The sequence below is a fragment of the Pseudomonas sp. S1(2024) genome (assembly GCF_046557535.1).
Genome location: NZ_JBKGFP010000020.1, coordinates 17,079 through 31,764 on the forward strand (window position 1 = coordinate 17,079; position 14,686 = coordinate 31,764).

Here is a 14,686-nt window from a genome sequence, read left to right on the forward strand (position 1 = left end):
CCTTCAGGCAGTGAAACGTTGATGTTCGGACACGGCGCGCGCCACCCAGACGCGGGCCTGGCCCAAGTAATGGGCAGGGTCGAGCAAGCGATCGAGTTCTTCGGCAGACAGCTCGGCACTGACCTGCGGCTCTTCACCCAGCACGGTGCGCAGGTGGCGCTGTTCGGCCACAGCGCGCTGACAGCACTGCTCCAGCAGGTGATGGGCGTGGTCGCGGCCCAGGCGCTGGGCGAGGACGATGCTCACCGCTTCGGCCAGCACCAGGCCCTGGGTCAGGTCGAGGTTACGGCGCATGCGCGCGGCATCCACTTCCATGCCCTCGGCAATCACCTGGGCCTGGCGCAGCGCACCAGAGACCAGGCAGCAGATGTCCGGCAGGGTTTCCCATTCGGCATGCCACAGGCCAAGGCTGCGCTCATGCTCCTGGGGCATGGCGGCGAACAGCGTAGAGACCAGCCCCGGCACGCGGGTCGCGGCGCCGATCAGCACCGCGGCGCCGACAGGGTTGCGCTTGTGCGGCATGGTCGAAGACCCACCCTTGCCCGGCGCGGAAGGCTCGAACAGTTCCCCCGCCTCGGTCTGCATCAGCAAGCTGACATCGCGTCCGAACTTGCCCAGGCTACCAGCGATCAGGCCCAGCACCGAGGCAAACTCCACCAGGCGATCGCGCTGGGTGTGCCAGGGCTGCTCGGGCAGGGTCAGCTTGAGCTGCTCGGCCAGGGCTTCGGCTACCGGCATCGCCTTGCTGCCCAACGCCGCCAGGCTGCCCGAGGCGCCGCCGAACTGCAGCACCAGCAAGCGTGGGCGCAGCTCATGCAAGCGCTGGCGGTGACGGGTCAAGGCGCCCAGCACACCGGCCAGTTTCATCCCCAAGGTCACGGGGGTGGCGTGCTGCAGCCAGGTGCGCCCCACCAGCGGCGTGTCGGCGTGCTGCAAAGCCTGGCGCGACAGGGTATCGGCGAGCTTGCCTAGATCGGCTTCGATCAGGTCGAGGGCAGCACGCAGCTGCAGGACCAGCCCGGTGTCCATCGCGTCCTGGCTGGTGGCGCCCAGGTGCACATAGCGCTCGGCTTCGGGCACGCCACTGGCAATCACCTTGCCCAACGCCTTCACCAGCGGGATCGCCGAGTTGCCAGCAGTGGCGATGGCATTGGCCAGCGCGTCAACGTCATAGCGCTCGGCGTGGCACGCCGCCTCGATGGCCGCTACAGCGCTATGCGGGACCAGCCCGGCAGCCGCCTCGGCACGCGCCAGCGCCGCCTCGAAATCGAGCATGCCCTGCAGGCGGCCACGGTCGGAGAAGATCTCGCGCATGGCCGGTGCGGTGAAGTAGGCGTCGAACAGTTGGTTGGTCATGCCACGTCCTTAATTATCGTGGTGCAGGTAGGCCGCCTGCTTCGGCAGGCGCAGGCTGAACAGGAAGGCAATCGCCATCATCGCCGTCACGTACCAGTAGAAAGTGTTTTCCATGCCCAGGGTCTTCAGGCCCAGGGCCACGTACTCGGCCGAACCGCCGAACGCCGCGTTCGCCACTGCATAGGCCAGGCCCACGCCCAGTGCGCGTACTTGCGGCGGGAACATCTCGGCCTTCACCAGGCCGCTGATCGAGGTATAGAAACTGACGATACACAACGCCAGGGTAATCAGCACGAAGGCCATGAACGGGCTGCTCACGGTTTTCAGCGCCATCAGCAACGGCACGGTAAACAGCGTCCCCAGGGCACCGAACAGCATCATCGAATTACGCCGACCGATGCGGTCGGAGAGCATGCCAAAGAACGGCTGTAGCACCATGAACAGGAACAGCGCACCGGTCATCACATAGCTGGCGTTCTTCGCGGTCATGCCAGCGGTGTTGACCAGGTACTTCTGCATGTAGGTGGTGAAGGTATAGAAGATCAGCGAACCGCCCGCGGTATAGCCGAGCACGGTGATGAAGGCCGCCGCATGATCGCGGAACAGGCCCTTGATGGTGCCGGCATCCTTGTCCTGGCGGGTTTCGGCGCTGCTGGTCTCATGCAGCGAGCGGCGCAGCATCAGCGAGATCAGTGCGGCAATGGCACCGACCACGAACGGAATGCGCCAGCCCCAGGCGCGCAGCTCTTCTTCGGTGAGCAGTTGCTGCAGGATCACCACCACCAGCACCGCCAGCAACTGGCCGCCGATCAGGGTCACGTACTGGAACGAGGCGAAGAAACCGCGCTGGCCGCGCAGGGCTACTTCACTCATGTAAGTGGCAGTGGTGCCGTATTCGCCGCCTACCGACAGGCCCTGGATCAACCGGGCCAGCAAAAGCAGCGCCGGGGCCCAGGTGCCGATGCTGGCATAGGTAGGCAGGCAGGCGATCATCAGGGAGCCGAAGCACATCATCAGCACCGAGATCATCAGGGAATTCTTGCGACCATGGCGGTCAGCGAGGCGGCCGAAGATCCAGCCACCGATGGGGCGCATCAGAAAGCCCGCGGCGAACACGCCTGCCGTGTTCAACAACTGCACGGTGGGGTCGTCGGAGGGGAAGAAAGCCGGGGCAAAGTAGATCGCGCAGAAGGCATAGACGTAGAAGTCGAACCATTCCACCAGGTTGCCTGAAGAGGCACCAACGATAGCGAAGATGCGTTTGCTGCGTTCTTCGCCGGTGTAATAGGTTGAGGTCATGGTGAGTTTACTCCTGGAGGGTCGCAGGTAATTCTAGACACACCTGGTAACACACTCGTTCCGCTATCTGGCTGGCAACTGGCCTTGAGTCTGGCAGGACCGGCCTCTTCGCGGGCAAGCCCGCTCCCACCGCGGGAGGCGTGGTTCCCCCTGGGGGGGCGGGTTTACCCGGGAAGAGGCCGGTACAAGTCAAACCCGCTCGATGGCCAGCGCCAAACCTTGGCCTACGCCCACACACATGGTCGCCAGGCCCTTACGCCCACCGCTCTTCTCCAGCTGGTGAAGCGCAGTCAGCACCAGGCGCGCACCGCTCATGCCCAGCGGGTGGCCCAGGGCGATGGCACCGCCGTTGGGGTTCACCTGCGGTGCATCGTCGGCCACACCCAGCTCACGCAGCACCGCCAGACCTTGGCTGGCAAAGGCTTCGTTGAGCTCGATCACATCGAAATCATTCACCGCCACACCCAGGCGCTCGGTCAGCTTGCGCACTGCCGGCACCGGACCAATGCCCATCACTCGCGGTGCAACACCGGCGCTGGCCATGCCCAGTACGCGGGCACGTGGGGTCAGGCCGTGTTTCTTCACAGCCTCGGCCGAAGCCAGGATCAACGCCGCGGCACCGTCGTTCACGCCCGAGGCATTGCCAGCGGTGACGGTCTTGTCCGGGCCGTTGACCGGCTTGAGCTTGGTCAAGGCTTCCAGCGTGGTTTCCGGGCGCAGGTGTTCGTCACGCTCGACGATGGTCTCGCCCTTCTTGTGCGCGATACGCACCGGCACGATCTCTTCGGCGAAGAAGCCGGCGGCCTGGGCCGCAGCTGCCTTCTGCTGGCTGCGCAGGGCGAAGGCGTCCTGGTCGGCACGCGAAACCTGGTAATCGTCGGCCACGTTGTCGGCGGTTTCCGGCATGGAGTCCACACCGTACTGGCTCTTCATCAGCGGGTTGATGAAACGCCAGCCGATGGTGGTGTCTTCGAGCTTCATGTTGCGCGAATAGCCGCTTTCGGCCTTGCCCATGACGAACGGGGCACGCGACATCGACTCGACGCCGCCGGCAATCGCCAGCTCCATTTCGCCGCTGGCAATGGCGCGGAAGGCAGTGCCGATGGCATCCATGCCCGACGCGCACAGGCGGTTCAAGGTGACACCCGGAATGCTCTCCGGCAGGCCGGCCAGCAGCAGCGCCATGCGTGCCACGTTGCGGTTGTCTTCACCAGCCTGGTTGGCGCAGCCGAAGAACACTTCGTCAACCTGATCCCACTGCACGGTCGGGTTGCGCTCGATCAGCGCCTTCAGTGGCACGGCGGCCAGGTCGTCGGCCCGCACGCCGGCCAGGGCGCCACCGAAGCGGCCGATCGGGGTGCGAATGGCGTCACAGATGAATACGTCGCGCATCAGGCTTCTCCTGCGACCTGGCCATGGGCCGCGGCGGTACGGGCTTCGAGGTCACGCAGAGCGGACAGCTCGACTTCGGTCGGTTCGGCGGTGGTCTGCACATCGTCGGCAAAGCGGATCGCCCAGCCAGTGGCGGCGATGATCTGCTCGCGGGTCACACCCGGGTGGATCGCAGTGACGACGAATTCGTGGGTCCCGGCTTCCGGCTCCATGATGCACAGGTCGGTGATGATACCGACCGGGCCGTCGCCTGGCAGGCCAAGGCGTTTGCGCGAGTCGCCGCCTTCACCGTGGCCAACCGAGGTGATGAAGTCCAGCTTGTCGACAAAGGCACGCGGCGACTGCTTGAGGATGATCAGTACCTGCTTGGCGGAACCAGCGATTTCCGGTGCGCCACCAGCACCTGGCAGGCGGGTTTTCGGGGCGTGGTAATCACCGACGACGGTAGTGTTGATGTTGCCGAAGCGGTCGACCTGGGCGGCGCCGAGGAAGCCGACGTCGATGCGCCCACCTTGCAGCCAGTAGCGGAAGATCTCGCCGGTCGGCACCACGGTGTCAGCGGTTTCGGCCAGCTCGCCGTCGCCGATAGACAGCGGCAGCACGCTTGGCTTGGCGCCGATCGGGCCGGATTCGTAGATCAGCACCACGTCTGGCGACGATGTCAGGCGCGCCAGGTTGGCAGCCTTGGATGGCAGGCCGATGCCGACGAAGCACACAGCACCGTTGCGCAGGCGACGGGCTGCAGCGACGGTCATCATTTCGGAAGTGGAGTAGCTCATTGTGCGGCCTCCGCAGTGCTGGCCAGCTTGGCCTTGAATTCGTTGAAATCGGCAGTGCCACGGATGTAGGTGTCGATCCAGGCGGTGAACGATTCGCGACTACGCGCGATCGGGTCCCAGGCCTGGTAGAAGCGGTTGTCACGCTCGTAGTAGCCGTGGGCATAGGACGGGTGCGCACCGCCAGGTACCAGGCATACCGCGCTCAGGGCCCAGGTCGGCAGCACACAGGCGTTCATCGGGGCCTGCAGGTCGTCGACGATTTCCTCGACGGTGACGATGCAGCGCTTGGCGGCCAGGGCGGCTTCCTTCTGCACACCGAGGATGCCCCACAGCAGCACGTTGCCTTTGCGGTCGGCCTTTTGCGCGTGGATCACGGTCACATCCGGGCGCACCGACGGCACGGCTGCCAGCACTTCCCCGGTGAACGGGCAGGTGACGCTCTTGATCAGCGGGTTGACCTTCGGCAGGTCGGAGCCGGCGTAGGCACGCAGCACGGCGAACGGCAGGCCAGAAGCACCGGCGACATAGGCGTTTGCCAGGTCGGCATGGCTGTGTTCTTCAATTTCGATGGCGTGTGGCCACTGCTTCTCGACGGCATCACGCAGGCGGTGCAGCGAACCGACACCTGGGTTACCACCCCAGGAGAAGATCAGCTTGCTGGCGCAGCCGGCGCCGATCAGCTGGTCGTAGATCAGGTCCGGAGTCATGCGCACCAGGGTCAGGTCGCGCTTGCCCTGACGGATGATCTCGTGGCCGGCGGCAGTCGGGATCAGGTGGGTGAAACCTTCGAGGGCGACGGTATCGCCATCCTGGATGAACTGCTTCACGGCTTCGTGAAGCGGGAGAATTGCAGCCATTTGGAGACTCCTGGTCAGGGTGCTTCGGTGAGCTCAGATTAAGGAGACTGGTGGGTGGCTTACAATCCGATAATCGACTATTTGTGCGATTATCGAACCAATTATTGCATCCCTACCTATCTCCCCTCACTGCCTGTACTGGCCTCATCGCCGGCAAGCCAGCTCCCACAGGTACCGCACCGGCTCGGGGCCTGATGCATTCCTGTGGGAGCTGACTTGCCGGCAATGAGGTCATTGCGTCAGGTCGCGTCAGCGTGGCTCACCAGCCCTTTCACGATCACACCCACGGTCGCCAGCCCCGCCGGCACCAGCAATGCCGTCAGCACCTGTTCGAAGTTCCAGCCCAGCCCCAGCAGCGTCGCACCACTCCAGGCCCCGAGAATCGCACCGAAGCGGCCGATACCCAGCATCCACGATACCCCTGTGGCGCGGCCCTGTGTTGGATAGAAGCGCGCCGCCAGCGAAGGCATCGCCGATTGGGCGCCGTTCACGCACATGCCGGCAACCAGCACCAGCGTGGCCAATACGGTGATGTTGCCCAGGCTCTGCCCCACGGCGTAGGCGAACACCCCGGCCAGCAGGTAGAAAATGCCGATCACCTTGTGCGGATTGAAGCGGTCCATGGCCCAACCCACACCGACGGCGCTCAGCACGCCACCGAACTGGAACAGTGCGCCGATGAAGGCAGCCTGTTCCATGCTCGCGCCGCTGTCGCGCATCAAGGTTGGCAACCAGCTGGTCAGCAGATAGACGATCACAAGGCCCATGAAATAGGTCAGCCACAACAGCATGGTGCCCATGCCGTAGGTACCGGAGAAGATCAGCGCAAACACGTTGCGCGCAGCCACTGCCTTTTGCTCCGGCACGCTGAAGCTGCCCGCCTCGGCCACCACCTGTGGCGCGATGGGCGACAAGGTCTTGCGCACCTTGTCGGTCCCCCGGTTGCGCACCACCAGGAACCGCGCTGACTCCGGCAGCCACACCATCAGCACAAGCGCCAGCAGCAACGGCAGCACGCCACCGATCACCAGCAGGCTGTGCCAGCCGTAGGCCGGGATCATCTTGGCGGAAATGAAACCACCACCGGCCATGCCCAGGTTGAAGCCGCAGAACATGCTGGTCACCAACAGCGACTTGAGGCGCTCGGGGGTATATTCAGACAATAGCGTGGTGGCGTTGGGCATACCTGCACCAAGGCCCAGGCCAGTCAGGAAGCGCAACACCAGCAACTGATCGACGTTGGTGGCGTAGGCCGAGGCCAGGCTGAAGCCACCGAATACCAGCACTGCGCCCACCAGCACGCCCTTGCGGCCAAAACGGTCCGCCAGTGGGCCGGAGCCGAGGGCACCGAAAACCATACCGATCAATGCAGCACTCATGACCGGGCCGAGGCTGGCGCGGTCTATCCCCCACTCCTGCGAAAGGGCCGGGGCGATGAAGCCCATGGCGGCGGTGTCCAGGCCATCGAGGAAGACGATCAGGAAGCACAGCAACACCACCCGCCATTGGTAGCGGGACAGCGGCTGCTGATTGATGAACGACTGGACGTCGAGGCTATTGCCGACGTTGGTTTGCGCTTGATTCATTATTGTTTTCCAGAATGAGGGGCACAGCCAGCCCACTGCACGCGATCAAACGGTACAGAGGACGATGATTTGGGGAATGCGGCCGGCGTCAGCCTGGATATAACGGTACTGCGCGCGGGTGCGGCCGCGGCAGCGAGGGGACAGTATTCATGTTAAGTGCCTCTTATGTTTTTCTTGTTCGGTCGGCACAGCCGACCGTTGCGAGAGACATTAATCAGCGGGCGGAAGCGGCGCAATTCACCGCGAACGACACTGTGCGTTTATCGCACAGGAAAGGGTTTTTCCTGTTCTAAATTTGAAAGTGGCGCGCTGTGCGCCCTGCGGGGCTCAGCCAAACAACTGATGGCAAAGGTCCCGGCTGGCTGCGAGCAGGATCGGCAAGAACCGCTGCTCCAGCTCACTGCGCGTCACCCGCCCGACATGGGTACTCACATTCAACGCAGCCAGCACCTGCCCCGAGGCGTCATACACCGGCACCGCAATCGAGCGCAGCCCCTGCTCCAGTTCCTGGTCTACCACGCACCAGCCCTGGGCACGCACCTGCTGGATACAGGCGAACAGCGACTCGGGGTCGTGCAAGGTACGGCTGGTACGCGCCTTCAGGTCGGCACGCTCCAGGTATTCACGCAGGCTGGTGTCGTCCATGGCCGCCAACAGGATGCGCCCCATCGATGTGCAATAGGCCGGCAGGCGCCCGCCCACCGACAGGTCGACCGAAATCAGCCGCTCCACGGTGGCCGAACGGGCTATATAAAGAATGTCGTCACCTTCGAGCGTGGCCATGTTGGCCGCCTCGTGCAGCTGGTCGCTGATGCGGTCCAGGTAAGGCTGGGCGGAAATCGCCAGCGGCGTCGACGACAGGTACGCATGCCCCAGCGTCAGCACTTTGGGCAACAGCGAATAGGTGCGCCCGTCGGTGGTGGCGTAACCCAGCTTGATCAACGTGTGCAGGCAACGGCGTACCGCAGCACGGGGGATTTCGGTGCGGTGGCTGATCTGGGCGATGGTCAGGTGGCGCTTGCGTTCCTGAAAGGCCTGGATGACTGCCAGGCCTCGCGCCAGGGAAGTCATGAAGTCCGGGTCGCCGGTAAAGGCCTGGATGCGCTTGGCCGGTGACGCCACGATCGGTGGTGCCAGGGCTGCCGAGGCAGGTCGCCCCTGCTCCAGGTTGACCGACTCTGGATTGACGGAATCGCTGGCCAAGGTTTCGTCACTCATCGCACACCTCAAAAAAAAACGCCCACTCGTGCGATTATCGAACAAACGGCCGATAATCGCAATTGACCGCTGACACTTTTACTTATACCTTTCTCATGCCACTTGTGGCTTCTTTGGAGAGACTGGTCAGGTACCCACCGTAGAAGTCCCCAGGCAACGGCCTCGCCTTTTGGCGAGGCCGTTTTTCATTACCCTCCCGGTCGACGGTCCCGCTGCTGCACTGCAACGAACTTTTGTCCGTATTGCCTTTCAAACTTGTACGAAAGGCCCAAACTGTCATCGAATGCATTCCATTACTTGCGTCTTGTGATGTCAGGGTTGGGTAAATTACGATGTTCGGCGAATATCGATTGCTATAATCGATTGCGCAGGCCTCGACGATGCCGTGGTAATGGAACCCTCCGCTGTATCAAGCCGTTGCGGCCAGCAAGGCATGTGCACGCTGCACAACGCATAACAACTGTCATCAAACTTAATTCAGGTACTACTGTGACGAAAGATGAACTGCGCGCGGAACTCGAGCGCCAGGCTGAACGTTACAAGGATGTTTATGGTGGCGAAGTCACCACTTACGCCGCACAACCGGATCCGGAACGCAAACCTTGGCGCAAGCGCGCCAGCGTGCGCGACCAGGCCTTCAGCCAGGAACTGGAACGTATGGAAAAGGAACTGCGCAGCGACACTCCCTGACCCGGGACCACGCCAGCGCGTCGTCGCCCGGCCAGCCCGGGCGCGGTCGATCTTTACTGTCCGGCCGATGGTGAAATGGAATTACACAAATTTCATACGCCCGTTTGAAACGAAGCGAAGCGGCTTTTTATCCAGCTTTTTGCCGGTTTTCGCCAGCTTTTACGCGCTTTAGCGGATATTTCCCTGCCGGCACGTCGCACCGTGCACATCACGCTCGCGTCAGGAAGATTGCCGTCGGTCTGTCGCAAATGCATCGATTGCCAACGTTTTCTGGCATAATCCCGCCCCCCTAAGATCGCCAGACAACCTTCATGATCGAATTATTCAGCGGACTGGATGCCTGGGTGTTGGTGAGCCTGCTGCTCGCCTTGACCTTCGTGCTCGCCTTCGAGTTCATCAATGGCTTTCATGACACCGCCAACGCGGTAGCTACCGTCATCTATACCAAAGCCATGCCGCCGCACCTCGCCGTGTTCTTCTCCGGCGTGTTCAACTTCCTTGGCGTTCTGCTCGGCGGTGTCGGGGTGGCCTATGCCATCGTGCACCTGCTGCCAGTAGAGTTGCTGATCAATGTGAACACCGGACACGGCCTGGCCATGGTCTTCTCGCTGCTGGCTGCGGCCATCACCTGGAACCTGGGCACCTGGTACTTCGGTATCCCCGCCTCCAGCTCGCACACGCTGATCGGCTCCATCCTCGGCGTCGGCCTGGCCAACGCCCTGATCAACGACATCCCGCTGGGCGACGGTGTCAACTGGCAGAAGGCTATCGACATCGCCATGTCGCTGGTGGTCTCGCCGATGGCCGGCTTCGCCGTTGCCGCTATGGTGCTGATCGGCCTCAAGTGGTGGCGTCCGCTGTCGAAGATGCACAAGACCCCCGAGCAGCGCCGCAAGCTCGACGACAAAAAGCACCCACCGTTCTGGAACCGCCTGGTACTGGTGGTTTCGGCCATGGGCGTGAGCTTCGTGCACGGCTCCAACGACGGCCAGAAAGGCATCGGCCTGATCATGCTGGTGCTGATCGGTATCGTCCCGGCCAAATTCGTCCTCGACCTGAACAGCACCACCTACCAGATCGAGCGTACCCGCGACGCCACCTTGCACATGAGCCAGTTCTACCAGCGCAACGCCGCCACCCTGGGCGAGTTCCTGGCACTGGGCAAGGCCAAGTCCAGCGACCTGCCGGAGCAGTTCAGCTGCAACCCGCAGCAGACCGAGCCGACCATTGCCGCGCTGCAGTCCTCGCTGCAGGGCGTGACCGACTACCACAGCCTGAGTGCCGACAAGCGTGTCGAAGTGCGCCGCTACCTGCTGTGCCTGGACGACACGGCGAAGAAGGTCGGCAAGCTGCCAGGCCTGGAAGCCCGTGAAAAGGCCGATCTGGAAAAACTGCGCAAAGACCTGACCGCCACTACCGAGTACGCCCCGTTCTGGGTGATCGTGGCCGTCGCCCTGGCCCTGGGCCTGGGTACCATGGTCGGCTGGAAGCGCGTGGTACTGACCGTTGGCGAGAAGATCGGCAAGCAGGGCATGACCTATGCCCAGGGCATGTCGGCACAGATCACCGCGGCTTGTGCCATCGGCATGGCCAACATCTTCGCCCTGCCGGTATCGACCACCCACGTGCTGTCGTCCGGTGTGGCCGGCACCATGGTCGCCAACAAGAGCGGCCTGCAAGGCGGCACCGTGAAGACCATCCTGCTGGCCTGGGTACTGACCCTGCCTGCGTCGATGGGCCTGGCGGCCGGCCTGTTCTGGCTGGCGTCCAAAGCCATTGGCTGAGTGATACCGCAATAAGAAGAAGGCGCCTGACGGGCGCCTTTTTCATAGGTGTCATTCCTGTACCGGCCCTATCGCCGGCAAGCCAGCTCCCACAGGTATTGCACCGCCCGCAAGGCCTGTGCAGTACCTGTGGGAGCTGGCTTGCCGGCGATAGGGCCGGTACAGGCAACCTACCTTTTCTTGCCCCCCAGCAACGACCCCATCAACCCTCGCACCAACTGCCGCCCCAACTGGTTGGCCGCCTGGCGCACCGCCGACTCGATGGCCTGCCCTGCCGCACTTTGCAAGAACTCACCAGCCTTGTCGGCAAAGCTCTCTTCATCCGCCTTGGGTTGCGGCGCGGGCTCCACCGGCTCGCCCTTGCGCTGGGTCAGCATCTCATACGCCGACTCACGGTCCACAGGCTTGTCGTAACGCCCTGCCAGCGGCGAATTGGCAATCAGCACACTGCGCTCAGCCGCGCTCAACGGCCCGATACGCGACTGCGGCGGTGCAATCAGCACACGCTGCACCATCGCTGGCGTGCCCTTCTCTTCCAGTGTCCCCACCAGCGCCTCGCCAATACCCAGTTCGGTCAGCACCGCCAAGGTGTCGAACGCCGGGTTGGGGCGGAAGCCATCAGCCACCGCCCGCAGCGACTTCTGCTCCTTGGCAGTGAACGCCCGCAAGCCATGCTGAATGCGCAAGCCCAACTGGGCCAGCACCGCATCTGGCAAGTCCCCCGGCGACTGGGTGACGAAGTACACACCCACGCCCTTGGAACGAATCAGCCGCACCACCTGCTCCAGGCGATCCTGCAATGCCTTGGGTGTATCGTTGAACAACAAGTGCGCTTCATCGAAGAACAACGCCAGCACCGGCTTGTCGGCATCACCACGCTCGGGCAACTGTTCGAACAACTCGGCCAGTAGCCACAACAGGAAGGTCGCGTACACCTTGGGGGCATCGTGAACCAACCGGCTGGCGTCCAGCAGGTGGATACGCCCACGGCCATCCGGGTCTGGCCGCAGGAGGTCCTCAAGCTGCAACCCCGGTTCACCGAACAACGCCTCGGCGCCCTGCTGTTCCAGGGTCGCCAACCGGCGCAACAGCGCCTGAGTGGAGGCCGTGGTCATCAGCGCGCTGTCTTCGCCCAGCAGTTGCGGGTTGTCCTTCAGGTGCGCGAGCAGCGCCTTGAGGTCCTTGAGGTCCAGCAGCAGCAGGCCTTCACGGTCGGCTACCTTGAACGCCGCATACAGCGCCGCCTGTTGGCTGTCGGTCAGTTCCAGCAGGTTGCCCAGCAGCAGCGGCCCCATTTCACTGAGGGTGGTACGCAGCGGGTGGCCGGACTGCCCGGCAATGTCCCACAGGCTCACCGGGTAAGCCTGGGGCCTGTGCCCCAGCCAGGGCATGCCGGCGATACGCTCGGCCACCTTGCCCTGCGGCGCACCAGCAGCGCCCAGGCCGCACAGGTCGCCTTTGACATCGGCGGCGAACACCGCAACCCCGGCGTCACTGAACGCTTCCGCCAGATGCTGCAGGGTGACGGTCTTGCCAGTACCCGTAGCGCCCGCAACCAGGCCATGGCGGTTGGCCAACCTCATGGCTTGCCCAACCGGCTGGCCATCCGGACCAGCACCTACAACGATGGTCGAAAATTCCGACATCTCATAAATCCTCTGCTCAAGCTTTACCGTAATTCGGCCGATACCTGTGGGTGATATTCGCCTTAATAGAGAGGAACAACCGAAAAGGGACTTTTTCGGGATATTGCACTGCTTTGCGACTCCACGCGTGCAAACGCCTGATATGAAACCTTAGCGGAACCGATTACGCCATGAACAAAAGCCTTCGTTTCAGCCACAAGATTCTTTTGGCAGCATCACTGATCGTGATACTCGCCTTCAGCCTTTTCACGCTCTACAACGATTACCTCCAACGTAATGCGATCCGCGAGGACCTCGAGAACTATCTGGCTGAAATGGGCGCTTCCACTTCGACCAATATCCGCAACCTGTTCGAAGGCCGTATCAAGCTGGTGGAAAACCTGGCGCAGAATATTGCCCAGAACCCGGCCAGCGCAGAAACCCTGATGAGCCAGAATGCACTGATCTCGAGCTTTCTCACAGTTTACGTGGGCAAGGTCGACGGTGGCTTCAGCGTGCGTCCTGACACGAAGATGCCAGACGGCTACGACCCACGCATCCGTCCCTGGTACAAGGACGGCATGAACGCCGCAGGCCCGATCCTGACCGAGCCATACATCGACATGGCCACCAACAGGATGGTCATCGGCATCATCAACAAAGTGTCCGGCAGTGTCGGTGTCGTCGGTGGCGACCTGGCCCTGGACGGCCTGGTGCAGATCATCAACTCGCTGAACTTCGGCGGCATGGGCTATGCCTTCCTGGTCAACGATCAAGGCAAGATCCTGGTGCACCCGGACAAAGACCTGGTGATGAAGTCGCTGTCGGACCTGTTCCCGCAGCACACGCCGAAACTGAGCGGTGAGTTGACCGAAGTGCAGAGCGACGGCCAGGCCCGCCTGCTGACCTTCACCCCGATCACCGGCCTGCCGTCGGCCAACTGGTACATCGGCCTGTCGGTGGACAAGGACAAGGCCTTCTCGATGCTGAGCACCTTCCGCACCTCGGCGGTGATCGCCACGCTGGTGGCGGTGGTGATCATCATCGGCCTGCTCGGGCTGCTGATCCGCGTGCTGATGCAGCCGCTGCACACCATGACCCGTGCCATGGAAGACATCGCCGAAGGTGAAGGCGACCTGACCAAGCGCCTGCGCATCCACAACCATGACGAATTCGGCATTTTGGGCAGCGCCTTCAACCGTTTTGTCGAACGTATTCACAGTTCGATCCGCGAAGTGTCCTCGGCCACCGAGCAGGTCAACGAAGTTGCCCTGCGGGTCATCAGTGCCTCGAACTCGTCGATGACCAACTCCGACGAACAGTCCAACCGCACCAACAGCGTGGCCGCCGCCATCAACGAACTGGGCGCCGCCGCCCAGGAAATTGCCGGCAACGCCGCCCAGGCCTCGCAGCACGCCAGTTCGGCGCGGCTGCTAGCCGAAGAAGGACAGCAGGTGGTGGAACGCAACATTGCAGCAATGAACCGCCTGTCCGACCTGATCGTCACTTCCAGCGCGCACATCGAGACGCTGAACAGCAAGACCGTCAACATCGGTCAGATCCTTGAGGTGATCACCAGCATTTCCCAGCAGACCAACCTGCTGGCGCTGAACGCGGCCATCGAGGCGGCACGCGCCGGTGAAGCCGGGCGTGGTTTTGCGGTTGTCGCCGATGAAGTACGCAACCTGGCGCACCGCACCCAGGAGTCGGCGCAACAGGTGCAGACCATGATCGAAGAACTGCAGGTCGGCGCGCGCGAATCGGTCGAGACCATGGACCAGAGCCAGCGCCACAGCCAGGACAGCATGCAGATCGCCAACCAGGCCGGTGAACGGCTGGACAGCGTTACCGTGCGCATCGGAGAGATCGACGGCATGAACCAGTCGGTAGCCACCGCCACCGAAGAGCAGACCGCCGTGGTCGAAGCGATCAACATGGACATCAACGAAATCAACATGCTCAACCAGGAGGGCGTGGAAAACCTGCAGGCCACCCTGCGCGCCTGCTCCGACCTGGAGCAGCAGGCCGGCCGCCTGAAGCACCTGGTGGGCAGCTTCCGCATCTGATCTCAATCCGCGTCGCCTGCTTCGCGCGCCCGCC

The 14,686-nt window shown here is 62.9% G+C and carries 11 protein-coding genes and 1 pseudogene; 4 read left to right on the plus strand and 8 right to left on the minus strand.

The features are described from left to right. Nucleotides 1–3 precede the first annotated feature (3 nt). From ACLCGK_RS08455 to pcaR, 7 genes are all read right to left on the minus strand, one after another. Nucleotides 4–1,356 carry a 3-carboxy-cis,cis-muconate cycloisomerase gene (locus ACLCGK_RS08455; protein ID WP_410951816.1) on the minus strand — a complete coding sequence of 451 codons (1,353 nt, stop codon included), beginning with the start codon at nt 1,354–1,356 and terminating at the stop codon, nt 4–6. Between the two features lie 9 nt (nt 1,357–1,365). Continuing rightward, nucleotides 1,366–2,655, minus strand: a complete 1,290-nt coding sequence (locus tag ACLCGK_RS08460) for an MFS family transporter (RefSeq protein WP_015271652.1) — start codon at nt 2,653–2,655, stop codon at nt 1,366–1,368. Nucleotides 2,656–2,844: 189 nt separating this feature from the next. Further along, on the minus strand, nt 2,845–4,050 hold the full coding sequence (gene pcaF / locus ACLCGK_RS08465; protein ID WP_169774743.1) for a 3-oxoadipyl-CoA thiolase: 1,206 nt from the start codon (nt 4,048–4,050) through the stop codon (nt 2,845–2,847). Then, nucleotides 4,047–4,826 (minus strand): CoA-transferase subunit beta, encoded by a 780-nt coding sequence (locus tag ACLCGK_RS08470; RefSeq protein ID WP_015271653.1) that lies wholly within the window; start codon nt 4,824–4,826, stop codon nt 4,047–4,049. Before ACLCGK_RS08470 ends, pcaF begins: the two co-directional genes overlap by 4 nt. Next, complete coding sequence (locus tag ACLCGK_RS08475; RefSeq protein WP_015271654.1) at nt 4,823–5,683, minus strand: CoA transferase subunit A; 861 nt, start codon at nt 5,681–5,683, stop codon at nt 4,823–4,825. Before ACLCGK_RS08475 ends, ACLCGK_RS08470 begins: the two co-directional genes overlap by 4 nt. A 239-nt stretch (nt 5,684–5,922) precedes the next feature. Continuing rightward, entirely contained in the window at nt 5,923–7,269 is a 1,347-nt protein-coding gene (locus ACLCGK_RS08480; RefSeq protein ID WP_023660978.1) for an MFS transporter, read from the minus strand. 327 nt (nt 7,270–7,596) lie between these two features. Further along, entirely contained in the window at nt 7,597–8,487 is an 891-nt protein-coding gene (gene pcaR, locus ACLCGK_RS08485; protein WP_013974048.1) for a pca regulon transcriptional regulator PcaR, read from the minus strand. A 489-nt stretch (nt 8,488–8,976) separates the two neighbouring features. Between pcaR and ACLCGK_RS08490 the strand changes: the two genes are divergently transcribed. Both ACLCGK_RS08490 and ACLCGK_RS08495 read left to right on the plus strand, forming a co-directional pair. Continuing rightward, complete coding sequence (locus ACLCGK_RS08490; protein ID WP_003259583.1) at nt 8,977–9,177, plus strand: hypothetical protein; 201 nt, start codon at nt 8,977–8,979, stop codon at nt 9,175–9,177. Nucleotides 9,178–9,488: 311 nt separating this feature from the next. Then, nucleotides 9,489–10,961 carry an inorganic phosphate transporter gene (locus ACLCGK_RS08495; RefSeq protein WP_013974049.1) on the plus strand — a complete coding sequence of 491 codons (1,473 nt, stop codon included), beginning with the start codon at nt 9,489–9,491 and terminating at the stop codon, nt 10,959–10,961. A 170-nt stretch (nt 10,962–11,131) separates the two neighbouring features. Here ACLCGK_RS08495 and ACLCGK_RS08500 read toward each other — a convergent pair whose 3' ends face one another. Then, nucleotides 11,132–12,607, minus strand: a complete 1,476-nt coding sequence (locus ACLCGK_RS08500; protein ID WP_410951817.1) for a helicase HerA-like domain-containing protein — start codon at nt 12,605–12,607, stop codon at nt 11,132–11,134. Nucleotides 12,608–12,777: 170 nt separating this feature from the next. Between ACLCGK_RS08500 and ACLCGK_RS08505 the strand changes: the two are divergent. After that, nucleotides 12,778–13,794 (plus strand): annotated as a pseudogene (locus ACLCGK_RS08505) (cache domain-containing protein); the annotation flags it as partial. A gap of 93 nt (nt 13,795–13,887) precedes the next feature. Continuing rightward, on the plus strand, nt 13,888–14,652 hold the full coding sequence (locus ACLCGK_RS08510; RefSeq protein ID WP_370464237.1) for a methyl-accepting chemotaxis protein: 765 nt from the start codon (nt 13,888–13,890) through the stop codon (nt 14,650–14,652). The last annotated feature ends 34 nt before the right edge of the window (nt 14,653–14,686 follow it).

What these genes read in the sequence shown, in the direction of transcription:
- ACLCGK_RS08460 (WP_015271652.1), bottom strand. Translation starts at nt 2,655, where the DNA reads ATGACCTCAACCTATTACACCGGCGAAGAACGCAGCAAACGCATCTTC.
- pcaR (WP_013974048.1), bottom strand. Translation starts at nt 8,487, where the DNA reads ATGAGTGACGAAACCTTGGCCAGCGATTCCGTCAATCCAGAGTCGGTC.
- ACLCGK_RS08470 (WP_015271653.1), bottom strand. Translation starts at nt 4,826, where the DNA reads ATGAGCTACTCCACTTCCGAAATGATGACCGTCGCTGCAGCCCGTCGC.
- ACLCGK_RS08495 (WP_013974049.1), top strand. Translation starts at nt 9,489, where the DNA reads ATGATCGAATTATTCAGCGGACTGGATGCCTGGGTGTTGGTGAGCCTG.
- ACLCGK_RS08510 (WP_370464237.1), top strand. Translation starts at nt 13,888, where the DNA reads ATGACCAACTCCGACGAACAGTCCAACCGCACCAACAGCGTGGCCGCC.
- ACLCGK_RS08455 (WP_410951816.1), bottom strand. Translation starts at nt 1,356, where the DNA reads ATGACCAACCAACTGTTCGACGCCTACTTCACCGCACCGGCCATGCGC.
- ACLCGK_RS08500 (WP_410951817.1), bottom strand. Translation starts at nt 12,607, where the DNA reads ATGTCGGAATTTTCGACCATCGTTGTAGGTGCTGGTCCGGATGGCCAG.
- ACLCGK_RS08475 (WP_015271654.1), bottom strand. Translation starts at nt 5,683, where the DNA reads ATGGCTGCAATTCTCCCGCTTCACGAAGCCGTGAAGCAGTTCATCCAG.
- ACLCGK_RS08480 (WP_023660978.1), bottom strand. Translation starts at nt 7,269, where the DNA reads ATGAATCAAGCGCAAACCAACGTCGGCAATAGCCTCGACGTCCAGTCG.